The organism is Bifidobacterium criceti (assembly GCF_002286935.1).
In the GTDB taxonomy this organism is placed as follows: Bacteria; Actinomycetota; Actinomycetes; order Actinomycetales; family Bifidobacteriaceae; genus Bifidobacterium; species Bifidobacterium criceti.
Genome location: NZ_MVOH01000006.1, coordinates 85,978 through 110,032, shown reverse-complemented (window position 1 = coordinate 110,032; position 24,055 = coordinate 85,978). Strand labels below are relative to the sequence as shown.

The window sequence follows — 24,055 nt, the reverse complement described above, 5'->3', positions numbered from 1 at the left end:
GCGGTGTCGGCACCGTCCCCGCATACGCCATCCTTCCATCACGGGCATGCCATGGGACTTCGGCGCACGACGCGCCGGACTCGACGACTTCGAACATCTGTTCGATAATGGTCGTCATGAACGAGCGAACGTATCTTGCGATAGACCTCAAGTCGTTCTACGCGTCCGAGGAATGCGTGGAACGCGGCCTTGATCCGCTCGACGCCAATCTGGTCGTCGCGGATGAGTCGCGCACGTCCAAAACGATATGCCTCGCCGTCTCGCCGTCGCTCAAGGCGCTCGGCATAAGCGGACGGCCGCGCCTGTTCGAAGTCGAACAACGCATGCAGGACGTCAATGAAACGCGGCGTGTGCATGCGCCGGGACGCAGGTTCGCGGGGGAGTCGACAAGTGCGGCGCGGCTCGCGGCCGACCCGTCGCTCAAAGCGGCGTTCGTCATCGCGAAACCGCATATGTCACGCTATCTTGAGGCGAGCGCGCGCATCTACGGCATCTATCTGCGTTACGCGGACGCGAAGGACGTCCATGTCTATTCGATCGACGAAGTGTTCATCGACGTCACGTCGTACCTCACGTTTTTCGGATGCGACGCGCACGAGCTCGCGCGTCGCATCGTCGCGGACATCGTCGCGGAGACGGGCATCACGGCGACGGCGGGCATCGGCACGAACCTGTATCTCGCGAAAGTCGCGATGGACATCGTCGCGAAGCACATCCCGGCGGATGGTGACGGCGTGCGCATCGCGCGGCTCGACGAGATGGCGTACCGGCGTACGTTGTGGGCGCACCGTCCGCTCACCGATTTCTGGCGCGTCGGGCGTGGCGTCTCGCGCGCGCTCGAGCACCGCGGACTGATGACGATGGGCGACATCGCGCGCTGTTCGCTCGGTTCGGCGAACGACTATTACAACGAGGACCTGCTCTACAGGATGTTCGGCGTCAACGCGGAGCTGCTCATCGACCACGCATGGGGATGGGAGCCGTGCACGATTGCGGACATCAAGGCGTACAAGCCGCGCTCGTCGTCACTCAGCTGCGGGCAGGTGCTCCATGAACCCTACGATTGGGCGCATGCGCGCACGATCGTGCTCGAAATGGCCGACGAGGTCGCCTATGACCTGCTCAGGCACGGCGAGGTGACCGATCTCGTCATGTTGACGATCGGCTATGATGCCACGAGTCTCGACCGTCCGCAGGCGCAAGGGTACAGGGGGCCGGTCTCGACCGACCGGTACGGCAGGCGCACGCCGAAAAGCGCGCACGGCTCGAAACGGCTCGATCATGCGCGCGCGAACGCGTCGCGTCTGCGTGAGGCCTTCGCCGATGTGTTCGACCGTATCGCCGATGAGCGGCTGCTCGTGCGGCGCGTGACCGTTGGGGCGTCGCGGGTCGGGACGGACGGTGTGGACGGTGGCGATGGCGTCGCTGCGGATGGCACCCATCATGGGAGGTATGAACAGCAGGACCTGTTCGATGCCGTGGCCGGCGAAGGCACGGATGGGGAGGATGTGTCCGTGCGGCGGGATGGGGGTATGGGGCGCGATGCGCGCGAGCTCGCTGTGCAACGCGCGTTGCTTGGCGTCAAGGAGCGGTTCGGCGGCAATGCCGTGGTCACTGGGCGTAACCTTGAGGAAGGCGCGACCGGCATCGAGCGCAACCGGCAGATAGGAGGGCACGCCTCATGATCCTTGAGCCCACGCACCGCTATGACGACATCATCGTCATGGAGCACCACCGTTCGCGCGCGCATGGGCATATGCCCGTCGGGCAGCGGGCGGCGCAGTTCATGCCGTTCGCGGCGCTCAGCGGATACGGTGAGCTCATCGAGGACGCGTCGAAACCCGTCGAACGCCGTATCGAACTCGGGGAGGATGCACGCGAGGAACTCGACCGTAGGTTCGCGGCCGTGCTCGCGCGCATCGATGACCATCCGGTTGTCTCGGTGACGTATTTCCGGACGGCAGACCGTGCCGACCGCGGCATGTATGTGACGGCCGAAGGTGTCGTCGAACGGTATGATGGCGCATCGCACAGGCTGTTCTTCGATGACGGCGTCGGCGTGGCGTGTACGGACATTGTACGGATCGCCATGAAGGGCGCTGATGGTGACGTGGATCGGTGATCGGATGTGGATGGGATATCGGAATATCGGGGGTCGGGAATCTCGGATATCGGGAATCGGGTGTCGCGAGCGCAACCGTGAAGATTGTGTCAAAAACACGGTGGAAGATGTGAGTATGCGGAAGTTGTCATGGCTCTGATTTGTTACGATGGTAGTTAGATTGCGACCAGTGTGATGCAAACGATGTCAAGGAGACGGAATGGAAAAGACCACGTCGGATCAGGAAGCCGCATCGAAGAAGAAGGTGTGGGTCATCGCCATCGTCGGCGTGATCGTCGCCGCATTGGTCGCGGTGGGCATCCTCCTCGCGCTGCACTTCACATCGAAGAAGGACGCGTCCGCCGAAGCATCACCCTCGTCGGCGTCTTCGCAAAGCGCGGCTTCGGATGAGGGGAAGAAGGAAGTCACGCCATCGACGACCGATCCGGAACAGGTCATGAAGAACTATGAGGAATTCATGACGAAGTATGCGCATTTTGCGACGCTCCTCAACAGCGACGAAGGCATCCCGGCAAGCGAGGTGGAGGACTACATCGCCTGGAACGAACAGGCGGAGGACATCATGGCGCAGCTCCACGCGGTCCAGGACACGGAACTCACACCCGAGCAGCAGAAGGAATTCGATGCGATGCTCGACCGCGTCGACGACATGATGGTCGAGGCGACCGGTTCGGAACTCGTGCGGACGCCGCGTACGGCCGAGGAGGCGGAACAACAAGCGAAAGCGCGCGAAAAGGCGGCCGAGGAATCGCGCAACGCCCTTTCGAACACATCCGGACAGGACGCCGACCAGACGGAGTGACGCAGCTGCATGCGTAGACACACCTATCGCCGCGCCGCGGTACGACAGCGCACCAAGTGACACACCTATGCGCACAGGGCAAGCCGGCGACACGTCGATGCGCGTGTGCCTATGATGGCGGCATGACATACGATAACGGCCAAGTGATCGACGTGCAGCCCGTACCGCCGACGAACGGTGGCGCGCCCAAGGGGAATGTGTTCGTCCTGGGGAACTCGGGCGTCGGCAAATCGACGCTCATCAACGCCGTCATCGGTGACGACGTCGCGAAAACAAGTTTCGGCACCCGCGGCACGACCGAGGAACTCGACATCTACGAAAGCCCCGACGTGCCGTTCCGTGTGATCGATTCGATCGGATTCGAACCGTCGCCGATCAAAAGCATGCGCGCTGTGTACGCGGTACGCAAATGGTCACGTTTGAGCGCGAAAGACGGCAACGAGAACACACGCATCAACGTCATCTGGTTCTGCGTGGACGGCACCGCTGCGAAACTGTTCCCGGAAACGATCCGCAACCTGTCGAACGCGGTGCGCATGTGGAAATCGGTGCCGATCATCGCCGTCATCACGAAGTCGTATTCGCAGCCGGACCGCGCACGCAACATCGACATGGTGCGCGAAGCGTTCCGCGGGACGCGCGTCGAAAGGAACCTGCGTGCGATCGTGCCCGTCGTCGCGCAGACCTACATCATCAACGAGACCGCGTTCGCGGCGCCCGAAGGCATCACCGACCTCATCGACGCGACGATGCGCGCGATGCCGGAAGGCATGCAAGGCGGCACACGCGATCTGATGCAGTTCAAGCTCGCGCGGAAACGCGCGCTCGCACAAGGCCTCATCGGCGTGAGCGTCGTCGCCGGGGCCACGGTGGGCGCCGTGCCGATCCCGATCGCCGATTCGCTTGTGCTGTCCCCACTCGAACTCGCCGAACTCAACGGCCTCGCGCGGCTGTACGAGATAGACAAACATGAGGATGCGAAGCATTTCCTCGACTCGATCGTGCAGGTCGGCACGGCGAGCGTCGTCGCGCATTCGGCGATCAGCGCGATCAAAGCGATTCCCGGCATCAACATCGCGGCGAGCGTCCTCAACGCGGTCGTCGCGGCGAGCATCATCGCGGCGCTCGGCGAAGGCGCGGTCGTCGCGTTCGAACAGGTCTACACCGGCCAGCGGAGCGTGCGCGACACGAGTTGGGTGCAGCATCTGATGGAGGAACAGTTCGGTGACGGATTCATCGGCAAAGTCAGCGGCATCGCCGAAGCGACGCAAGGCGGCGGCAAGGACATGACGCAGATGATCATCGACCTCGTCAAAGCCGCGTTCTTCGGCCGTGGGAAGTGAATGTCACGCATTGACATTGCGGGGGAATCTCGGGTGTTAATGGAGAGACATTATCAGACTGATTATGTTGATTTGACTATCGATTCTTCTTGCGTGCTATTTACGTTACCGCTCTTTCCTGTGCGCATCGCAATCATGGACGACAGAGTCCCCGTTATCGGTTTCTCTGATAGAGTAATCCCGTGAAAAGGAGGTGCAGTGGATTCGGGCGATGTTCCTTTTGTCGCACCGGATGCGCTGTTGCGGGCGAAGGTGGCCGGTTTTCGCTGACGTGAGGGAGGAGAGAGCCCATGGCTGAAACAAACGGAAGAAAGAAGTTCGGCAGTTTGCAACAAGGGAACATCTGGGCTGTGGCGATTCTATGTGTGATAGTCGGGATTGCCGGAACGTTAGGGATCTTCTGGTTGTGTCCCTCGGTGATGCCGCCGTGGCTGCGTGAGAAGGGCACGGATGACACCCAGGTGATTCATTCGATGAAGCGAACGAAGGAAGTGTCGCTGTTGAGGCTTGGTGTGACGGGCATCATCTCGAAAGAGAACAAAAGCCATTTCTTCAATATGGAGATCCCGGGGACGGAACGCGCGCGGTTCATCCAATACACATTCGATGCGAAACTTGGGTTTGAAGGCAAGGAAGTCGTCATCAAAGAGGCTGGCGAGAACACGTTCGATGTCTCGATTCCGGAATTCAAATTCATTGGGTATGATCATCCGGAATACCGCGTGATCGTCGAACAAAATGGTGCATTGAGCTTTGGCACGCAACAGATAGATTCCCTTGACATGGTGAACAACATCCTTACCGACAAAGCGAAGAAGGAATACATTGATTCGAACCGGGACATCCTAGAAGAGCAAACGAAATCGTTCTATACGTCGATTGTCGCGAGCGTCAACCCTGATGCGAAGCTCAATTTCAGCTTCGCGAAGGCCTCGTAAGGCCGCGTATCGGCGTATTTGGCCATCTTTGGGTGCCTGAAAAGTCTCCATATGGGCGTGTCGTGTCAGAAGCGGCGCTATCTGGTCATCTTTGGGTGTCTTGAATACCCAAAGATGACCAGATAGCCCCGCTGGGTGCCTGACACGCCCGCGCGCGGCCGTTTTTAGGTACCCAAAGATGCCGAGAAAGGCCGTGCACGGCGCGAAGGGGGCTGAGTTTGGGGGAGATCAGGTCACCACAGTTTCGGGAAATTGCCGAATGCCTTCTTGATCTGGTCGCCTGCACCGTTGACCAGATTCCCGACCTGCTTGGTGCCTTCCTTCAGGTTGTCTCCCGCCTGCTGCAGGAGATGGCCGGTGCCGTCCGCCAACGCTTGCCCGACTTCACCCATCGCATCATTCCATTGCTTCTCGGAGAAGTGTGTCACCGCATATTCCTCACCCAGGGCTTTGTCGAATCGGGCAAGGGCGTCCACGATCGCATTGCCTTCGCGCATGACGACAGGTGCGTCCATCGGCAGGAGGATGACGCGCATGGTGTCATCCTTGCCCTGGACCGCTTCTTTGATGGCCTGCCGCAAATGGGCGGTCGCATCGGTGATGGAATGGTACCGGGCGCGTCGGTTCTCCGCGATGACGAAACGATGCTTGCTGAGGAGGTCCGGTGTGATGTCCGCGTCGATGAAGCGCTGCACTTTGAGCATATCGATGCGGTCCCGCATGCGGAGGCAATCGGCGGCGACGGCGAGCCAATCGCCAATGCCTGATCGGGCCTTGACGAGAGTGTCCTTCGTGGTCCGGGTATCGTTGACCGACGAGGCGATCTTCTCGGCGATGTCCTTGAGCTGGAGCAGTGAATACTGTTGGACTTCGTTCACTGTCTGGGCGCTGTTGCCCAATTGGTCCCATGTGGCATCCGAAAGGGTGCCGATGTGGGACAGTTCGTTCTCGGCTTCCGCCACCAATCCGGCGACGCTGAGGAATTTGGCAAGCTCGGCGTTCTTCTGCTGGCGCAGCACTTGATCGACTTTCGCGTCGATCTGCTTGAGGTAGTCGGTCATCTCCTTCATCGCCTGTTCAAGTGCCATCGTCAGCATGAGCATTTCGACATTCGCCACTTTGGCGGGGTTGAAGCCTCCCGCTATCCTCTCGAACTGCACATTGCCTTTGATGCCGCCTTTGCCGCCTTTGCCGATCACTCCCATGAAGTTGCCGGTGGCGTTATTGCGCAGAAACCCGTGCTCGCGGGCCTTCTGTGCGGATTCCTTCGTGAGCTTCACCCACCGTCCCGAACGTTCCTGTGCCTTGCCGAACATTTTCGTGGCACGATGCGCGGTCTTCAATATCGCAGCCTTGCTGATGTCCGTCGTGTGCTCTTCGCTGATCTGGAGCTCGGCGAGGGCCTGCTGGATGTCTTCGGAATCTCCCAGAAGCATGATGCCATCATCATCGCCGTATACTTCGATCTCTTCGGCCATGGTGTTCCTTTCTCTGCCGTTCAGGTTGAGCTCGCTACATCGATATCGATGTGGTAAACCTTCTGCGCATTCAATTATCCCCATATCGCTGTGTTATGGAGGGGAAGACGACGGAATATGACACAAATCTCCGCAGTGGGGGCGGCTATATGCGGCACATGTATGCAATATGCGCCATCCAGCGGGCCTCAGAGCGCGCCGTACCAAAGGTCGTCGTCGGAAGTCTCTTGCGCATCGTCATCGTCCTGTGTGTCCGAGATGTCCTGTGTGTCGAGGGAGTACTCGAATTGTTGTTCGGTCGGGGTGGGGTAGGCGTCTTTCAGCAATGCCGAGAACGATTCGTTCGCCATGCCGTAGAACGCGCCGATGATCAATTGGAACGTCAGATCGTCAGGCAGCTCGCTGCTGGCGGCGAGCGACCGCATCAGATTGTGGAACCGCTCGGGGTTGGTGTGGCAGATCGTGGACATCTCATAGAGCGTGAGCATTTTCGCCGCCAGCTCGTTGAACAGATCCGAGAAGAACATGCGGTTGATCGTATCGGCGCGCCAATCGCGCAATTCGGCGTCGGGGGAGCCGCCGGGGGAGTCTATCCATTCACGGATCGCCAGTAGGGCGTTGCTGCTCAGCCCCGTATAGGAACTCGCCTTCTCGAGGTCGAAGGATGTCTCGTCCGTCTCGCCGGTCAAATATCCGACGTCGACTCCGAAGAAGTCCGCGATGAGCATCATCGTCTCGTATTTGGGAAAGCCGATCGTGCCGTTCGCGGATTGGTTGCCGGTGTTGAGCCATCTGCTGACGTCCTTCTGGTGGAATTTCGTCAGATAGGTGCGATTGAGCGCACTGACGAACTCCACCTGTGTGAGGCCGCGCTCGCGCAGGCACTCGCGCAACCGTTGCCGCCAGCAGGCGGCGCGAAGCTGGGTTATATCATCCATGCTATATTCGCCTTCTCTTAATCCGCAAATTTATAACATGTTATGTCATTGACATTATATGCCGAAGTTTCGAGAATGGAACAACAGGGCATAGGACTCGTCATATCCCCGGAAAACCGCCGATTGTCGCGATAGGTAAGGAGTGCGATTCGCGAATAAAACATGCCCCTTAATGACGAGAAGCATGGCAGGGCGCAGACCCGACATGACCGAAGGACGGTCGTGGAGCATCTCTCGTCAGAAAGGAGTGCAGATATGTTCGCTCAGTTGGCAAGCATGATTCTGCGCGGCGTTCGAGAGTTGGATGAGGCGGCACGTGAGGCGTCGTCGGGTGAGCATCGTCCGCGTACGGCGGATGACGGGAGCCCGGCGTCGGCCTCTATGGGGAGTTCCGCGCTGGAACAGAACGACCGATAGGTGATCGGGTGTGCGGACGCGATCATGCATCCGCACACCTTGCCGCCAAGGAGGAGGGAAGAAGTCATGACCACGCCAGAAGTGAACCTAGGGGCGGGTCCGCAGCCGAATCAACAGACATATATGGCATCGGCGCAGGACGTGTACGGCGCATTGGAGCAGATGTTGCAGTTCAGCGCCGGATTCGATCTGATCCATAAGGACGATCAAACGAGGACCGTCACGTTCAGTGCTCCGGTCATCAGTGGGCTGTTCATTGCGAAGGTGGCGGAAGGCACCGATTCCTCCTTCAGCACCGTGCAGGTGACGGTGCCGGCCGAGGCGGGGGAGAGCGCACAGCAGGAGATCGCGAAATTCTACAAGGATCTCGGCGACCAGCTGATGGTACAGGCCCCGACGCAGACGATGCCGCCCGCGACGACGACCGTGCTCACCACGCAGGAACAGCCGACGCAGGCGATGCCGACGATGGATGCGACTACTACCACGACGACTCCGGTGTCGACGACGCCGACGAGCGGAGCCGCTGACGGTAATCAGTCGGGCGCTGGCGCTCATCGCGCGCCGAAGAACAAGTTCGCGGCGCTGCTGACCGACGAGAACACGGGGAGGACGTCCGCGATTGCAGTTGCGTCGCTCATCGTTAGCGCCGTGTATTTCCTTATCGGTCTGTTCGCTATGGGGACGCACCCGTCGATTGGATTGTGCGTAGTCCTTGCAATTGTCCCCATTGTGCTGTGTATATTGGCGTTCTCGCAAACACAACCGGGGAGGAAGCATGGTCGCATGCTCACGGTCATTGCGGCTGGCGTCACCGTCGTTGCGCTGGTGTTGTCGCTGATTGGGGCTGCAAGCGGAAGGTCTTCTTCGTCTTCTTCGTCTTCTTCGTCGTCGACTTCGGAAGATACCACCTCCTGCTCTGCTGTCACATTCCCGCGTGATGGCATTTCCGCCAAATTGCCTGCGATGGATAATGCTCAAGGCAGGATATATTATGAATACTCTGACCATATGGCCATGCAAGTATGCAATATTTCGCCAGAAGAATTTAATGACTATGTGGAGAAAATAAAGAAAGCTGGCTTCACTGCAGATTATGAGAAGAGCTCGGTTCATTATCAGGCGAAGAACAATGATGGCGACGAAGTTCGTGTGCAGTATGGCGAAAGCTATAAACAAATGACGATTCAAATCGAATCAGCATCTTATATAAAGGAGCAAGAGGAAGACGACGCTGCCGACGAGGAGGCTGCGAAGAAGGCCGAGGAGGAAGCCGGCAAGAAGGCTGAGGAAGAGAAGAAGGCCGAGGAGGAGCGCAAGAAGGCCGAGGAGGAGCAGAAGCGCCTCGAAGAGCAGGAGAGGAGGGCCCAGGAGGAGGAAGCGAAGAAGCAGCAGGGGGCGCAGAACCAGAACTCCGGTGGCGTGACCCCTGCCGTCAAGGAAGCGATGGATTCCTACGAGTCGTATATGAACAAGTACTGCGACTTCATGGAGAAGTACAATTCGTCCTCCGACCAGTCCGGCATGATGACCGAATACCTCAAGATGATGCAGGAATATTCGGATATGACGCAGAAGATCGAGGGAATGGACCAGTCCACATGGACCGACGCCGATCTGCAGTACTACCTTGAGGTCATGAACCGCGTCAACCAGCGGCTCGCCTCGGTCGGCTGATCCACTCCCAATCACTATCCACTTATCCGAAGGACCCATCATGACCGAATCGAATCCCGCGACACACCGCGTGCCAGTAGCTCGGCAAAGCTATCAAGCGCCCGTCGCGCAGACCTATGCCACGTTGCTGCAGACGTTGCGGTACAGTGCGGGATTCGACGTGGTCGGCAACGATGACGCCGCGCGCACCGTGAGTTTCCATCTTCCAAACGGTGGTGGTACATACGAGGCGCGCGTCGTCGAAAGCGGCGAACAGAGTGCGGTCATCATCGACGCGCCGCTCGGCGCGAACGACAGCAGTGGCGCATGCAGCCGCCTGTACCGTGAGCTTGCCGAACAGATGGCCGCGCAGAGCACCGTCGTTCCCTCGGATGTCATCGCGAAACGGCGGTTCTGGCGTTGGGTCACCGCGGACAACAACGGACCACGTTCAAAATGGGCGATCGCCGCGGTCGTCGTCGCATGCCTTGGCGCGATATACGGCGTATCAAGCTTCGACGAATGGAGCCCGAACTGGAGCGGCGCCCTCATGTTCATCATCCTCATGTTCACCGTATGCGGCGTGGCATTCGCGGTCACTGGGCGCCGAGGGCACGTGTCAGGACGCAACCTTGTCCTGATCGCGCTCGCGATCGCATGTGTCGCGACAGTACTGCTGCTGTGCGCGTCGATCGTCGTCCAAATCAGTCATGGGTAGCAATCATCCATTCATTCAATCAATCTTTCTTTTCTATATATAAGGAGTCATCATGAAGAGGACATCACTCGCAGGACCGCGCGCGCTCACGATCATCGGATCACTCGTCATGCTCGTCTCACTCGTGCTGCCATACGCCACGGCAAGCAATGACACGATGACGGCGTTCACGATCGCGGAACGGTGGAAGGAAATGCAGCAGATCGCGAACATGAGCTTCGGCGTATCCGAGGTCATCCTCGGCATAATCATCGTCATCGCGGCATGCGGTGTGCTCGCGCTCATCTTCGCGATCGCCGCGAAAGGCATCCCGACGCTCGTCTTCGCGATCATCGCGACATTGACCTACGTCTATTTCAATATGAGCTTCACCCCATACGGATCCTATAGCCTCGGCTTCGGCGTCTATCTGTTCTACATCGCCGCCGTCGCCGTCATCGTAGGATCGATCTGGATGATCGTCGTCAAGCGCGGCAACAAGAACGCAGTCGCCAGCGCATGACAGCTAAGGCCGCTCTGGTACGGTGAATTTAGCTGAGAGAAGCACATTCCACAAGGAAGTGAGGAGGGACAGATATGCACAGCATCGATCTGCTGCCGAATGAAGGCATCATCGCGCAGTTTGACGGCGTCGGTTGCGAAAGCCCCGATTTCAAGGGCTTCGAGCGCGGAGAACTGACGTTGACCAACATGAGTCTCGTGTTCACGTACACGCAGATCAAGATGTTCGGCAAGGACATCGACCACACGTTCTCGTGGGCGCTGCGCGACATCAAGGTGGTGAACGGCAAGCCGCAGCTCATCATCGACAAAGGCGACAACCACCAATGCGACATCCTGCTACGCAAAGGGAAGATCGAACTGCGCATGGAGTCCCATACGGATCTCATGAAGCTTGCGAACGGCATCAACAAGGAGATCACCGGCAGCGACGAGGACATCGTCGGCGCGCCGAAGACGTTCATCTCCGGAATCGCGAGCATGCTGAGCGGTGCGACGAAGGAAGTCGCCGAAGCGTTCACGATGAGCGGATTGGCGAAACCGAAAGGCGCGGGGAAAGCAGTGTCGCGCACATGCCTCGGCTGCGGGGCCGCACTGCACGGGACGGAAGGTGACACCGTCATATGCGAATACTGCGGCAGGACCGAGCAGCTGTAGCCGCCGCGCAGGAACCCGTTGACTTCCCAGGAACTTCAGAAAGAAGGCGACAATGGCGTTGATCAAGGCATTCGCGGGCGCATTGGGTGGCACGTTCGCCGACCAGTGGCTCGACATCATCACCGTCGACCAGTTCGATGAACACGCGGCGCTCATGCCGGGCGTGTACCAGGAGACGAACCGCGGGCGCGGCTCGAACACGAAGCATTCGGACGCAGTCATCTCGAACGGGTCGCGCATCTACGTGCCCGAGAACACGGCCGCGTTCATCTTCGACCAGTCGGGCATCGAGAACATCATCACCGAATCCGGAGGGTACGAGTACCGCACCGGCGGCACGGACAGCGTCTTCGCGGGCGACGGCATCGGCAAATCGATCTTCGGGCAGATCGGGGAGCGGTTCAAGTACGGCGGCGAACCGGTCGCGAACAAACGTGTCGCGTTCGTGAACCTGCGCGAGATCCGCGGACTCAAATTCGGCACGCCGGCGCCGCTCATGTACCACGATAGGTTCTACGACACCGACCTTGACATCCGTGCGCGCGGCATGATGTCGCTGCGCATCACGAACCCGACCGCGTTCATCCGCCAATTTGTGCCACCGAACGTCGACTACATCAGCTTCGACGATCCGAAGACGAAATCGCAGCTGCTGAGCGAATTCATGCAGTCGTTCTCGGTCGCGCTCAACTCGCTGTCGAACGAGTACCGCATCTCCGAACTGCCGAGCCAGGCGAACGCCATCGCGCAGACGATCGCCGCTGACGCGGGCAACGCCGGTACGTGGGAGTCTCGTTTCGGTATCCATCTTGCGGGCATCGGCATCGAGAGCATCGAGTTCACGCCGGAATCACGGGAGCTCGTCAAGCAGTATGCGGCGAACCGGATGAATGTGACGGCGTACGAGAACGTTTCGCAGCAGGCGTCGAACATCGCGGCGCAGCAGAAGATCGCGCAGGGTGTGCAGGACAACGGGTTCGGCGACATGGGCGGGATGATGCTCGGCCTTGGCTTCGCGCAGGGGGTCAATCCGATGACGGGTGCGATGCCGGGGCAGCAGATGCCCGGGCAGGTCGACGCGGCGAATGCGGCGGTCGCGCCGTCGACCGCACAGTCCGCGGCGGCGCAGGGTGCGCCGGCGCAGCCTGCGATGTCGGTGTCCGAACAGATGGAGGCGTTGAAGAGCCTCAAGGAGCTGCTCGACGCTGGCATCCTCACCCAAGAGGAGTTCAACCTCAAGAAGAGGCAGATCCTGGGGCTGTAGCCATCTGGTTATCTTTGGGTGTTGACGACACCCAAAGATAACCAGATGACCCCGCTTTTGGTGCAACGCGCCCGTAAGGGGCCGGTTTGGGTACCCAAAGATGGGCAGAAAGGCATGTTCACATGCGTGCGGCGGGCGCCGGATGCCGTTTCGCCGTGAATTCGGTCGACTCGATGCGCCATACGGCGACCTTCGCGACCTGCCGTAGCAGGAACGTGACGTCGTGCATCGCGGTGCGCTGCCGCATGAGCAATGTGAGCGCCTCGATTTTCTGCTCGGTGTCCTCCACGAGGCTCGCCACGCCGGTGCCGATGATTGACCGGAACGCCGTCGTCGACGAGCATGGTGTGCGCCCGGTGTATACGGTCGCGTCGCAATCCATTTCGAACGCGACGGGCAGGACGTTCCCGGCCGCGCGGATCGCGTCGATCTTGCGCCCCTCACGCGCCGAATGCATGAACAGCCGCAACATGCCCGGTGCGAACTCATACGCGAAGTTCACCGGTACGATCGTCAGGCCTTGGGCATCCTGATAGGCGACGCGCACGTCGGCGCAATCGCGCAGAATCGCCTCGACGTCCTCCGGGGCATGCACTTCGCGATCGGCGCGGCGCATCGGACGCAGCTGGGTGGTTGGGTCCTGCTCCAGCATGCTGTTCCTCCATATCTCAGCATCTTTGGGTGCCGAAAAGGCCCCATATGGGCGTGTCGCGTCAAAAGCGGGGGTTTCTCGGTGTCTTTGGGGGTTCACGACACCCAAAGACACCGAGAAACCCCCGCTTCCTGTCACATCACGCGAAGTAGGCGACGCCCGCCTCGAAGATCGGCTGGTAGGTGTTGCCCGGCACGTTCATGTACAGGCCGTTGCCCGAACGCTCCGAATGGCCCATCTTGCCGAAGACGCGGCCGTCGGGGCTTGTGATGCCTTCAACGGCGAGCATCGAACCGTTCGGATTGACCGACAAGTCCATGCTCGGCACGCCGTCCTCGTCGACGTACTGCGTGGCGATCTGGCCGTTCGTGGCCAGCTGCGCGAGCATGTCGTACGAGGCGACGAAGCGTCCTTCGCCGTGCGAGATCGCGACGGTGTGCACGTCGCCGACCTCGGTCTTCGCGAGCCACGGCGAGAGGTTCGACGCGACGCGCGTGCGCACGAGGCGGCTCTGGTGGCATCCGATCTCATTGAACGTGAGCGTCGGGCAGGCATCGGTCATCGGCACGATGTCGCCGAACGGCACGAGGCCGAGCTTGATGAGCGCCTGGAAGCCGTTGCAGATGCCGAGCATCAGACCGTCACGGTTCTTGAGCAGGTCGCGCACCGCTTCGGTGACGGCGGGGGCGCGGAAGAACGCGGTGATGAACTTCGCCGACCCGTCCGGTTCGTCGCCACCCGAGAAGCCGCCCGGAATCATGACGATCTGGCTGCGTCCGATCTCGTCGACGAGCGCTTGCGTCGACTCCGCGACCGCCTGCGGCGTGAGGTTGTTGACGATGAGCGTCGTCACGTCCGCGCCCGCGCGTTCGAACGCGGCCGCCGTGTCGTATTCGCAGTTGTTGCCGGGGAACACCGGGATGACGACGCGCGGTTTCGCGATCTTCGGCCCCGTGTACTGCACGCGCCGCTGCGTTGCGAACGAGACGGTCTCGACCTGTTCGAGTTCGGTGCCGTGGGGGGTGCGGTACGGGAAGACCGATTCGAGTCCGCGTTCCCATGTCTCCTGCAGCTGCGCGAGCGGCAGGTCGACGCCGTCCGCGTGGAAGACGTACTCGTCCGTCGTTTCGCCGACCTGTGCGATGTCGACGAGGTTCGACGCTGCGGGGATCTTCGCGTCGTCCGCGAGTTCGACGATGAACGATCCATACGCCGGGGCGAAGAGGTCGTCGACGTTGATCGAGTCGTCGAGACGGACGCCGATCGCGTTGCCGAGCGTCATGCGGAAGAGCGATTCCGCGGTGCCGCCGTATCCCGGTGTCGCGACCGCGACCGCGTCGTGGAAGTCAACGAGGTCTTCGACGACGCGGAACACCTCGAGGAGCGCGTCCTTGTCCGGGGTGATGCCGTCGTCGAGGTAGCGTGGCGCGATGCGCACGACGTGGTGGCCGCCCTGCTTGAACTCGGGGCTTGTCGCGCGGCGCATGTCGCCGACCGCGACGGCGAACGAGATGAGTGTCGGGGGCACGTCGAGGTCCTCGAACGATCCGGACATCGAATCCTTGCCGCCGATCGCGCCGACGCCAAGGTCGACCTGGGCCATGAGCGCGCCGAGCACGGCCGCGAGCGGCTTGCCCCAGCGTTCCGGCTCGTCGCGCAGCTTCTCGAAGTACTCCTGGAAGCTCAGGTACGCCTTCTCGTGTTCGAAGCCTGCGGCGACGAGCTTCGCGAGCGATTCGACGACCGAGAGGTATGCGCCGGTGAACTGGTTGCGTTCCATGATGTACGGGTTGAAGCCCCATGCCATCGCGGATGCCGTCGTCGTCTCGCCGAAGACGGGCAGTTTCGCGACCATCGCCATCGGCGCGGTCAGCTGCCTGCGGCCGCCGAACGGCATGAGCACGGTGCCCGCGCCGATCGTCGAATCGAAGCGTTCGGACAGGCCCTTGTTCGAGGCGACGTTGATGTCCGCGAGCATCGCGTGCATGCGTTCCTCGAGCGTGCCTTCGCCGAACGGCGTGGCATACGTGCCCTGTTCCACCACATGCGCGTCCTGGTGCTTGTCCGCGCCGTTCGATGCGAGGAATTCGCGCGACAGGTCGACGATTGTGTCCCCGTCCCAACGCATGACCATACGGGGTTCCTCGGTGACGGTCGCGATGACGGACGCTTCGAGGTTCTCCTCCTTCGCGTAGGTGAGGAATTCGTCGACGTCCTCGGCGGCGACGTCGACGGCCATGCGTTCCTGCGATTCGGAGATCGCGAGTTCGGTGCCGTCGAGTCCTTCGTATTTCTTCGGGACCTTGTTGAGGTCGACGTCGAGGCCGTCGGCGATCTCGCCGACCGCGACCGAGACGCCGCCCGCGCCGAAGTCGTTGCAGCGCTTGATGAGGCGGCATGCGTCGCCGCGGCGGAAGAGGCGCTGGAGCTTGCGTTCGACCGGCGCGTTGCCCTTCTGAACCTCGGCGCCGTCGAGTTCGAGCGATTCGACGTTGTGTGCCTTCGACGAGCCGGTCGCGCCGCCGATGCCGTCACGGCCCGTGCGGCCGCCGAGCAGGATGATCCGGTCGCCCGGTGCGGGCGTCTCGCGGCGCACATGGTCGGCGGGCGTCGCCGCGACGACGGCGCCGACCTCCATGCGTTTCGCGACGTAGCCGGGATGGTAGATCTCATCGACCTGTCCGGTCGCGAGCCCGATCTGGTTGCCGTAGGACGAATAGCCATGCGCGGCCGTCGTGACGAGCTTGCGCTGCGGCAGCTTGCCTTCAAGCGTCTCGTCGATAGGCGTGCGCGGATCCGCCGCGCCCGTCACGCGCATCGCCTGGTAGACGTACGAGCGTCCCGAGAGGGGATCGCGGATGCAGCCGCCGATGCATGTCGCGGCGCCGCCGAACGGTTCGATCTCGGTCGGGTGGTTGTGCGTCTCGTTCTTGAACAGGAAGAGCCAGTCCTCGTCCTCGCCGTTGACGTCGACCTTGACCTTGACGGTGCACGCGTTGATCTCCTCGGATTCGTCGAGGTTCGTCAAGATGCCGTTCGCCTTGAGCCACTTCGCGCCGAGCGTGCCCATGTCCATCAGTGTGACTGGGCGGTCGGCGCGCCCGAGCTCCTCACGCATCCGCAGATAGCGTTCGAAGGCCTCCTTGACGGTCGCGTCGTCGATCGTCACGTCGTCGAGCTGCGTGCCGAATGTCGTGTGGCGGCAATGGTCGGACCAGTACGTGTCGATGACTTTGATCTCGGTGATCGTCGGGTCGCGGTCCTCGTCGATGAAGTAGTCGCGGCAGAACTGCAGGTCGGCGACGTCCATCGCGAGCCCACGGTCGGCGATGAAGCGTTCGAGCTGTTCGTCGTCCATCCCGCGGAAGCCGTCGATGACTTCGACCTTGCCGGGCGTCGGGATCTGCGTCACGAGCGTGTCGCGCGTCGCGAGGCTCGCTTCGCGCGCTTCGACCGGGTTGATGACGTACTTCTTGATCGCGTCGATGTCGGGCGTGCTCAGATTGCCCTGCAGCGCGTAGAGCGTCGCCGAACGCACGGTCGGGCGTTCACCTTGGCTGATGAGCTGGATGCATTCGCTCGCCGAGTCGGCGCGCTGGTCAAACTGTCCGGGAAGGAACTCGACGGCGAACACGGCGTCGTCGCCGAAATCGGGAAAGTCGAACGCGACGTCGTCGGACTGCGGTTCGCTGAAGACGGTCGGCACGACCTGTTCGAACAGGTCCTCGCCGATGCCCTCGACGTCGTAGCGGTTGATCAGGCGGATCCGCTCAAGCGGCTTGATGCCCAGAATCGTCCTGAGTTCGTGGGTGAGCTGCTGGGCCTCGACGTCAAAGCCGGGCTTCTTTTCAACATATACGCGGAAAACCACGGTTCTTCCTTGCTCTCTCTTGGTGATGGAAACTGGTGCTGAAAAAACGGGAGCCGTGCCGTAGCCGGCACGGATGGGGAAATCAATGTAAGAAAAAAGGGGAGGGGGTGGCGGACGGAATCGGCCCGCACCCGGTGGCGAACACCAGATGCGGGCCGCTCATGTCATTCGGCGCGTTCGATGCCTTCCTGCTGTGCAAGCGCTGTCAGGCGATCGTAGATCTCCTCATAGGCGGGGATGATGTTGCCGAGGTCGCGGCGGAACAGATCCTTGTCGAGGTGCTCGATCTGGCCCGAACCGTCCTTGAGGTCCCACAGGCGGCACGTGTCAGGCGTGATCTCGTCGGCGAGCAGGATCGTGCCGCCGGACGTCTTGCCTTCCTCGATCTTGAAGTCGACGAGCTGCACGTCAATCTTCGAGAAGATGTCGAGGAGCGCGTCGTTGACGGCGCGCGCCTGCTTCGAGATCTCGGCGAGCTCCTCGTCGGACGCGAGGCCGAGCGCGACGATGCCGTCGTCGTTGATGAACGGGTCGCCGAGCTCATCGGACTTGTAGCAGAATTCGAGGATTGGCCGTGCAAGCTTCGTGCCCTCCTCGACGCCGTAGCGCTTCGCGAACGAACCGGCCGCCGTGTTGCGCATGATGATCTCGAGCGGGTACATGTCCATCGAGCGGACGAGCTGCTCGGTGTCCGAGATGCGCTTGATGAAATGGGAATCGACTCCACGGGCCTTGAGCAGGTCGAAGAGGACCGACGTGATGCGGTTGTTGAGGCTTCCCTTGCCTTCGATCTGAGCCTTCTTCGCGCCGTTGCCGGCGGTCGCCTGGTTCATGTATTCGACCCAAAGGACGTCCGGGTCGTCGGTTGCGTACAGTTTCTTGGCCTTGCCCTCGTAGAGCTTGTCCATTTTCTGCATAATTGGTGCTTCTGCCTTCCGTGGATCTACAAAATGGAACGCTGATGAACTGACGCCATCAGCGTAGCAAGCGGCGCTAACATGGGCGCGGTGTTTCTCACGTTTCAAACGGCCGCGCGGCGCGGTATGCGCCGCGCGGCCGGGATGGCGGTTTTCAGATGACGGTGATCGAGAGCGCCTGCGCCGTTTCGACGGCGCGCACGCGCGCTTCCGCGACGTCCGCGCCGAGCGCGAGCGCGACGCCCATCCTGCGGTGCCCTTCGACCTTCGGTTTCGCAAAGACGCGCACGTCGGTCCCCGGTTGCGCGAGCGCCTCGTCAAGGTTCGTGAACTCGGCTTCGCCGTGTCCCTCGACGACGATCGCGTGGCTCGCGGCCGCCGTATGCTCCGGGATGTCGAGCGCGACGTGCCCTTCGGTGACCGGTGCGCCGAGCATCGCGCGCGCGTGCAGGTCGAATTCGCTCAACCGTTGGCTGATCATCGTGACCATGCCCGTGTCATGCGGGCGCGGCGATACTTCGTTGAACAGGACGTCGCCGTCCTTGAGCACGAACAGCTCGACGCCGAACACGCCCCACGCGCTGTCCGTGCCCGCGCGAGCGACGAGTCCGTTCACCGCCGCGTCCGCGATGCGTTTCGCCTCCGCGAGCACATCCGCGGGCACGTTCGCCGGCTGCCACGAGTCGCGGTAGTCGCCGTCCTGCTGGCGCTGCCCGATCGGCTCGCAGACGACGACGCCCGCGGACGAGCTCACGGTGAGCATCGTCAGTTCGTAGTCAAGGTCGACGAGGCGTTCGACGATGACGCGCGACACGTCGCCTTCGTCATGCGCGCGGCGCCCCTGTTGCGCCTCCGTCCACGCGTCCGCAACGCCGTCCGCATCGTGCACGACCGACTGGCCGTGTCCGGACGAGCTCATGACCGGCTTGACGACGCACGGGTATCCGATCGCGTCGGCCGCCGCCTTGAGTTCGTTGAGGGAACCTGCGAAACGGAACGGCGTCGTCGGCAGTCCCAGCTCATCCGCCGCGAGCGTGCGCAGCGCCTCGCGGTCCATGCAGATGCCGGCGATCTTCGCGCTCGGCACGACGTGCGCGCCATTGTGCTCGGCCTCTTCGAGCACCGGTGTCGCAATCGCCTCGACCTCGGGGATGATGATGTCCGGATCGACATCCGCGATGAGTGCACGCAATGCGTCCGCGTTCGCCATGTCGAGGACGCGCGCCTCATGCGCGACCTGCTGCGCGGGCGCATGCGCATAGGAATCGGCGGCGATGACACGCACGCCGAGACGCGTGAGCGAGATCGCGACCTCCTTGCCGAGCTCGCCGGAACCGAGCAGGAGCGCACGTGTGGGATGGTTGCCGTTGGGGGTGCCGAGGGCACAATCGAATTTCGTCATGGCACCATTGTGCCACCGGCAGTGCACGTGCGTGGAGCCACCCCCGTCGCCGCGAACCGCCGGTTCGGCGCACCGACCGCTAGACTTGACAACCATGTGCGCACAACAGAACACGGCATCCGCCGACGCGGACCGCGACAATGACGAATGGCCGCTCACAGTCGCGCTCGTCGTCGACACATCCGGCAACGGGGGCAACGGCACGTCCAACTCGGCGACGCAATGGGCGGCCGAACTCAAACGGCAAGGGCACGAGGTGCGGCTCGTCGGCATCGGCGCCCCACGCTACCCGGCGCGCGTCAACCACATCCCGCTCGTCAGCTGGATATCGGCGAAGCAGCAGATGCAGTTCGCGCAGCCGAGCAAGACGCTCTTCGACCGCGCGTTCGACGGCGTCGACGTCGTGCACATCTACGAACCGTTCAAATTCGGCAGGCATGCGCTTGCGAACGCACGTGCGCACGGGCTGCCGGTCACGGCCGGCTTCCATGTCCAGCCGGAGAACGTCATGTACTCGGCCGGGCCGCTGCGCTACATCCCCGGCATGAACTCGTTCCTGTACTGGCTGTTCCACCATTGGCTCTACCGCAACGTCGACGCGATCCATGTGCCGACGAAGCTCGGCGCGCACCTGCTTGAGAAACACCATTACGGCGAGCCGATCTACGTCATCTCGAACGGCTACCAGCCACGGTTCACGGCGAAGCGACAGCGTCCGGGCGCGGAGCCTGCGGCCGTGCCGTTCCGCATCATCGCGTCGGGAAGACTCGCGAACGAGAAGAACCATATCGAACTCATCGAGGCGATCGCATTGAGCGCACACGCCGATGACATCCATCTGACGATCGCCGGCACCGGTCCGATCAAGCGGCGCGTCGTGCGCAAGGCGCGCAAGCTGCTCAAGCGTCCCGCGACAATCGGGTTCCATAGGAACGCCGACATGCCGGACCTGCTGCGCTCATGCGACCTGTTGTGCCATCCGTCGATCGCCGACCTCGAATCGGTGAGCGTCATCGAAGGGATGGCGTGTGGCCTTGTCCCCGTCATCGCCGACTCGCCGTTGAGCGCGGCCGGGCAGTTCTCGCTCACCCCGGAATCGTCGTATCCGATCGGCCATCCCGAGGAGCTCGCCGACCGCATCGACTGGTGGATCGACCATCCGCGCGACCTCAACGAATGGGGGGAGACCTACGCCGAACATACGAAGGAGACGTATTCGGTCGAACAGTCGGTCAAACGGTTCGTCAGGATGGAACGTGAGGTCATCGCCGCGCATAAGGCGGGCACACGCGCCGCAGGAAGCGACGGTGAGGAATAGGAAATGAGAGGATTGTGCCATATGCGATGCGCGCCCACCACAGAACAGTGGTGGGCGCGCATCGCATATCTGACCGGTATCTGGATCCGTACAGGTCGTCACAGATACGAGATCAGTTCGTCGACCTCGTCATCGGTCGTCGCCCAGCTTGTGCAGATGCGCAGCATGACGCTGTCCGTACCGACGGCCTCGATGAACCCCAGCGTCACATGCTCGGCGAGTTCGGCGGCCTTCTTGTCGGAGACGGTGATGAAGATCTGGTTCGTCTGCGAGACGAAGGCCACATCGTAACCCTTGTCCGCGAGCGCTTCGCGAATCTTGTCGGCCTCCTTGTTCGCGTGTGCGGACAGTTTGAAGTACAGGTCGTCGGTGAACAACGCGTCGAACTGCAGACCCAACAGCCATCCCTTCGCGAGGAGCGCGCCACGCTGCTTGACGAGCGTCGTGAAATTCGCGGGCGTGTTCGCGCGGGTGAACACGACGGCCTCGCCGAACATCGCTCCGACCTTCGTGCCGCCGATTGTGAACACATCGGCGACGCGCGCGATGTCGTCGAGGTCGGCGTCGTTGCCGTCGCTCGTCAACGCGTAGCCGAGGCGCGCACCGTCGATGAACAGCGGCAGGTCACGGTCGTGCGCGACCTGGGAGAGCGATTCGAGCTCCTCAAGTGTGTAGACGGTGCCGTATTCGGTCGGTTGGGAGATGTAGACGGAACCGGGGAAGACCATGTGCGTATGGTTCGGATCCGCATAGAACCGTTCGCAATAGTCGTCGAGTTGTTCGGCCGTGATCTTGCCGTCCTCGTTCGCCAACGCGAGCACCTTGTGTCCGGTCGCCTCGATCGCGCCCGCCTCATGCGTGTTGATGTGGCCGCTGTCCGCGCACACGACGCCCGCGTATTGCGGTGTGATCGCCGAGATGACCGTCTGGTTCGTCTGTGTGCCGCCGACGAGGAACCACACCTGCGCCCGGGGGTCGTCGCACTGTGCGGCGATCTTGTCGGCGGCGGTCTTGCAGTAGTCGTCGGTGCCGTAGCCCGGATGCTGCTCGTGCTGGATCTGCTGTACGCGCGCGAGGATCTGCGGCGCGGCGGTCGAGGAATAGTCGTTCTGGAAGGACAGCATTGCGAAACTCCTTGGTTCGGGATGGTTCAAGCGTCGGTAGTATGCCAGTCTAGTCGTCCACGTCCGCGCCGCGGCGGATTGTGGTGACGGTGAACGGTGCGTGGCGCATGCGCGCGTTCGAACGTTCGAGCGAGCGCGCAAGCGAAAGCGCGGGTGTGCGGGGTGTGAGGTCCTCATGCCAACGTGCGGACACGGCGAGGAAGATCAGATAGACGTACGGCATACCGAGGTTCGTCTCGAGAAGCGAATCGATGACGAGCGGCTTGAGCGACTCGACGAGGCCCAGTCCGGCGCTGCGGATGCCGCCGAGCAGCAGCGCCGCCTCCCATGCGAACTGGATGCCGATGCCGCATACGAGGAGCCAACGGATGTCGATGCGCAGCGCGGGGCGTGGCGCGCGTGTGAGGTTGTGGATGATGACGCCCGCGTATCCGACGAACAGGATGACCGCCATCCATCCGTGGTAGGCGCCCGTCGTGCGTTCGATCGTGATCGGATCGGCTACCTCGTCGGGGAGGAAACGGGATGTGATCGTCTGTGTGATGAGCGGCGCGCAGAACCACCATCCGAATATGAGCGTCGACCATTCGACGAGACGGTCGTCGTGTCGCAGATACAGCCATATCCATGTGAAATTCGTGAAACCGTAACTCATCGACATCCACAACAACACCCAGAACAATGACGCGTTCGGCGAGATCGAACGCGTACCGAGCGCAAGATGGAAGATGCCGAAGTCGACTGCGAAATACAACAGTCCGGCGGCGATGCCGACGAGTACCGTCATACGGCGGCGGCGCCACAGCAACAGCGCGGCGTAGAACATGAGGAACGCGACGTCGAGCCAGATGTAGAGGGGCGCGAACTGGCGGCGCGCGACGAAGTCGGCGGTTGTCGTGGACATCGTGGCTGTTGCGGAGGTTGCGGCAGCTGTGGTGAGCGGAAGGAAGGTCATGGTTCCAGCGTAGACGATGCGGTGTTGTGGTGAGTGGTGTAGCGGTGTAGCTGTGCGCGATTGTGGGTGGATTGGTCGGTGTGGTCTGCGAAGTGGGACGCAAATGGGGGCGTTTGTGGGTGGATTTGCAGGTGGGAACCGCGAAGTGGGACGCTGTGTCCGTTTTCGTGGATGCGGATTGCAAGTCGGGACGCAAACAGGTGTGTTTGCGGGTGGATTTGCAGGTGGGAACCGCGGTGTGGGAGGCTGTGTCCGATTTCGTCGGTGTGGTCTGCGGAGTGGGACGTACACGGGGGCGTTTGCGGGCGGATTTGCTGGTGTGAGCTGCGGTGTGGGACGTTGTGTCCGGGTTCGTCGGTGTGGTCTGCGAAGTGGGATGCAAGTGGGGGCGTTTGCGGGTGGATTGATAGGTAGTGGCTGCGAAGTGGGACATTGTGTCTGGTTTCGTCGGTGTGGTCTGCGGAGTGGGACGCGAATGGGTGTGTTTGCGGGTGGATTTGCAGGTGGGAACTGCGAAGTGGGACGCTGGGGAACAGGGTACACAGAAAGCACGGTGCACGGGGCAACAGGGTGCACGCATGAAGACGGCCCCCGAAGTGTCTAGGTGCCTTCGGGGGCCGTCTCGTTCTTCGACATCGCCATATCATCCAACACATCGGCGATGCACGTGCGCCGGGAATCCGACCTGTCCGAGGTCGAAACCGCCGATTCCCGGAAACGTCAGGTCTCGTGCTCCCAGCGCGTCGCCGCCAATCATCCGACGGTGGTGGCGTCCATTGCCGCCTCCGTCATCGTCGACGTGTGACGGATGCCGTCATCGGCGCGCGCCGCACGGGTCACCTGACCTACCCATGACCACGGTGATGTTCACTCTCATCCACATCACTCCAGTACAGGAAACCATCATGTAGGGAAAGGAGCCAAGCACCACATGTGCTTCATGTTGTGAACCCTGTTGAATTATGGTTCCAGTCTACCTCTT

Annotated in this window: 19 protein-coding genes and 1 pseudogene; 12 read left to right on the top strand and 8 right to left on the bottom strand. The window is 61.6% G+C overall.

The features are described from left to right. Positions 1-116 precede the first annotated feature (116 nt). The 5 genes and pseudogenes from B1526_RS02190 (at position 117) to B1526_RS02170 (ending at position 5,205) form a co-directional block, all read left to right on the top strand. A complete protein-coding gene (locus B1526_RS02190; protein WP_095614686.1) occupies positions 117-1,685 on the top strand; it encodes a Y-family DNA polymerase in 1,569 nt (522 codons plus the stop codon). Further along, positions 1,682-1,870, top strand: a pseudogene (locus tag B1526_RS09455) (hypothetical protein); the annotation flags it as partial. The gene B1526_RS02190 and the pseudogene B1526_RS09455, both read left to right, overlap by 4 nt. Positions 1,871-2,321: 451 nt before the next feature. Further along, a complete protein-coding gene (locus tag B1526_RS02180; RefSeq protein ID WP_095614484.1) occupies positions 2,322-2,924 on the top strand; it encodes a DUF6591 domain-containing protein in 603 nt (200 codons plus the stop codon). A 122-nt stretch (positions 2,925-3,046) separates the two neighbouring features. Further along, on the top strand, positions 3,047-4,267 hold the full coding sequence (locus tag B1526_RS02175) for a GTP-binding DUF697 domain-containing protein (protein WP_095614483.1): 1,221 nt from the start codon (positions 3,047-3,049) through the stop codon (positions 4,265-4,267). Between the two features lie 290 nt (positions 4,268-4,557). After that, entirely contained in the window at positions 4,558-5,205 is a 648-nt protein-coding gene (locus B1526_RS02170) for a hypothetical protein (RefSeq protein WP_235606989.1), read from the top strand. Between the two features lie 233 nt (positions 5,206-5,438). Here the strand turns inward: B1526_RS02170 and B1526_RS02165 are convergent, their stop codons facing one another. Both B1526_RS02165 and B1526_RS02160 read right to left on the bottom strand, forming a co-directional pair. Next, complete coding sequence (locus B1526_RS02165; RefSeq protein WP_133088406.1) at positions 5,439-6,767, bottom strand: hypothetical protein; 1,329 nt, start codon at positions 6,765-6,767, stop codon at positions 5,439-5,441. Between the two features lie 104 nt (positions 6,768-6,871). Then, the gene (locus tag B1526_RS02160) at positions 6,872-7,621 is read right to left on the bottom strand and encodes a helix-turn-helix domain-containing protein (RefSeq protein WP_235606988.1); all 750 of its coding nucleotides are present in this window, start codon (positions 7,619-7,621) and stop codon (positions 6,872-6,874) included. Positions 7,622-8,104: 483 nt separating this feature from the next. On the opposite strand from B1526_RS02160, the gene B1526_RS02150 reads away from it, so the two are divergent. From B1526_RS02150 to B1526_RS02130, 5 genes are all read left to right on the top strand, one after another. Next, entirely contained in the window at positions 8,105-9,715 is a 1,611-nt protein-coding gene (locus B1526_RS02150; RefSeq protein WP_095614685.1) for a DUF6591 domain-containing protein, read from the top strand. Positions 9,716-9,755: 40 nt separating this feature from the next. Further along, on the top strand, positions 9,756-10,412 hold the full coding sequence (locus B1526_RS02145; RefSeq protein ID WP_095614480.1) for a hypothetical protein: 657 nt from the start codon (positions 9,756-9,758) through the stop codon (positions 10,410-10,412). A 52-nt stretch (positions 10,413-10,464) separates the two neighbouring features. After that, positions 10,465-10,914, top strand: coding sequence for a hypothetical protein (locus B1526_RS02140; RefSeq protein WP_026644469.1), 450 nt, complete (start codon positions 10,465-10,467; stop codon positions 10,912-10,914). Between the two features lie 74 nt (positions 10,915-10,988). Then, positions 10,989-11,570, top strand: coding sequence for a hypothetical protein (locus B1526_RS02135; protein ID WP_095614479.1), 582 nt, complete (start codon positions 10,989-10,991; stop codon positions 11,568-11,570). 52 nt (positions 11,571-11,622) lie between these two features. Continuing rightward, positions 11,623-12,834, top strand: coding sequence for an SPFH domain-containing protein (locus B1526_RS02130; protein WP_095614478.1), 1,212 nt, complete (start codon positions 11,623-11,625; stop codon positions 12,832-12,834). A 118-nt stretch (positions 12,835-12,952) separates the two neighbouring features. Here B1526_RS02130 and B1526_RS02125 read toward each other — a convergent pair whose 3' ends face one another. The 4 genes from B1526_RS02125 to purT form a co-directional block, all read right to left on the bottom strand. After that, on the bottom strand, positions 12,953-13,450 hold the full coding sequence (locus B1526_RS02125; RefSeq protein WP_095614684.1) for a pyridoxamine 5'-phosphate oxidase family protein: 498 nt from the start codon (positions 13,448-13,450) through the stop codon (positions 12,953-12,955). 175 nt (positions 13,451-13,625) lie between these two features. Then, positions 13,626-17,357, bottom strand: a complete 3,732-nt coding sequence (locus B1526_RS02120; RefSeq protein ID WP_095614477.1) for a phosphoribosylformylglycinamidine synthase — start codon at positions 17,355-17,357, stop codon at positions 13,626-13,628. A gap of 164 nt (positions 17,358-17,521) precedes the next feature. Beyond that, entirely contained in the window at positions 17,522-18,274 is a 753-nt protein-coding gene (gene purC / locus B1526_RS02115) for a phosphoribosylaminoimidazolesuccinocarboxamide synthase (protein WP_095614476.1), read from the bottom strand. Positions 18,275-18,428: 154 nt separating this feature from the next. Next, positions 18,429-19,676 carry a formate-dependent phosphoribosylglycinamide formyltransferase gene (purT, locus tag B1526_RS02110; RefSeq protein WP_095614475.1) on the bottom strand — a complete coding sequence of 416 codons (1,248 nt, stop codon included), beginning with the start codon at positions 19,674-19,676 and terminating at the stop codon, positions 18,429-18,431. Positions 19,677-19,770: 94 nt separating this feature from the next. Here purT and B1526_RS02105 point away from each other — a divergent pair, with 94 nt between their 5' ends. Continuing rightward, the gene (locus B1526_RS02105; RefSeq protein ID WP_095614474.1) at positions 19,771-20,994 is read left to right on the top strand and encodes a glycosyltransferase; all 1,224 of its coding nucleotides are present in this window, start codon (positions 19,771-19,773) and stop codon (positions 20,992-20,994) included. A 98-nt stretch (positions 20,995-21,092) separates the two neighbouring features. On the opposite strand, the gene B1526_RS02100 is transcribed toward B1526_RS02105, so the two are convergent. Then, a complete protein-coding gene (locus B1526_RS02100; protein WP_095614473.1) occupies positions 21,093-22,118 on the bottom strand; it encodes a threonine aldolase family protein in 1,026 nt (341 codons plus the stop codon). 49 nt (positions 22,119-22,167) lie between these two features. Further along, positions 22,168-23,022, bottom strand: a complete 855-nt coding sequence (locus B1526_RS02095) for a hypothetical protein (RefSeq protein ID WP_133088404.1) — start codon at positions 23,020-23,022, stop codon at positions 22,168-22,170. Between the two features lie 655 nt (positions 23,023-23,677). On the opposite strand from B1526_RS02095, the gene B1526_RS02090 reads away from it, so the two are divergent. Beyond that, positions 23,678-23,878, top strand: a complete 201-nt coding sequence (locus B1526_RS02090) for a hypothetical protein (protein ID WP_095614471.1) — start codon at positions 23,678-23,680, stop codon at positions 23,876-23,878. Positions 23,879-24,055 lie beyond the last annotated feature (177 nt).

Excerpts from the sequence above, each read along its gene's own strand:
- B1526_RS02190 (WP_095614686.1), top strand. The coding sequence starts at position 117 with ATGAACGAGCGAACGTATCTTGCGATAGACCTCAAGTCGTTCTACGCG.
- B1526_RS02180 (WP_095614484.1), top strand. The coding sequence starts at position 2,322 with ATGGAAAAGACCACGTCGGATCAGGAAGCCGCATCGAAGAAGAAGGTG.
- B1526_RS02175 (WP_095614483.1), top strand. The coding sequence starts at position 3,047 with ATGACATACGATAACGGCCAAGTGATCGACGTGCAGCCCGTACCGCCG.
- B1526_RS02170 (WP_235606989.1), top strand. The coding sequence starts at position 4,558 with ATGGCTGAAACAAACGGAAGAAAGAAGTTCGGCAGTTTGCAACAAGGG.
- B1526_RS02165 (WP_133088406.1), bottom strand. The coding sequence starts at position 6,767 with ATGGGGATAATTGAATGCGCAGAAGGTTTACCACATCGATATCGATGT.
- B1526_RS02160 (WP_235606988.1), bottom strand. The coding sequence starts at position 7,621 with ATGGATGATATAACCCAGCTTCGCGCCGCCTGCTGGCGGCAACGGTTG.
- B1526_RS02150 (WP_095614685.1), top strand. The coding sequence starts at position 8,105 with ATGACCACGCCAGAAGTGAACCTAGGGGCGGGTCCGCAGCCGAATCAA.
- B1526_RS02145 (WP_095614480.1), top strand. The coding sequence starts at position 9,756 with ATGACCGAATCGAATCCCGCGACACACCGCGTGCCAGTAGCTCGGCAA.
- B1526_RS02140 (WP_026644469.1), top strand. The coding sequence starts at position 10,465 with ATGAAGAGGACATCACTCGCAGGACCGCGCGCGCTCACGATCATCGGA.
- B1526_RS02135 (WP_095614479.1), top strand. The coding sequence starts at position 10,989 with ATGCACAGCATCGATCTGCTGCCGAATGAAGGCATCATCGCGCAGTTT.
- B1526_RS02130 (WP_095614478.1), top strand. The coding sequence starts at position 11,623 with ATGGCGTTGATCAAGGCATTCGCGGGCGCATTGGGTGGCACGTTCGCC.
- B1526_RS02125 (WP_095614684.1), bottom strand. The coding sequence starts at position 13,450 with ATGCGCCGCGCCGATCGCGAAGTGCATGCCCCGGAGGACGTCGAGGCG.
- purC (WP_095614476.1), bottom strand. The coding sequence starts at position 18,274 with ATGCAGAAAATGGACAAGCTCTACGAGGGCAAGGCCAAGAAACTGTAC.
- purT (WP_095614475.1), bottom strand. The coding sequence starts at position 19,676 with ATGACGAAATTCGATTGTGCCCTCGGCACCCCCAACGGCAACCATCCC.
- B1526_RS02105 (WP_095614474.1), top strand. The coding sequence starts at position 19,771 with ATGTGCGCACAACAGAACACGGCATCCGCCGACGCGGACCGCGACAAT.
- B1526_RS02100 (WP_095614473.1), bottom strand. The coding sequence starts at position 22,118 with ATGCTGTCCTTCCAGAACGACTATTCCTCGACCGCCGCGCCGCAGATC.
- B1526_RS02095 (WP_133088404.1), bottom strand. The coding sequence starts at position 23,022 with ATGTCCACGACAACCGCCGACTTCGTCGCGCGCCGCCAGTTCGCGCCC.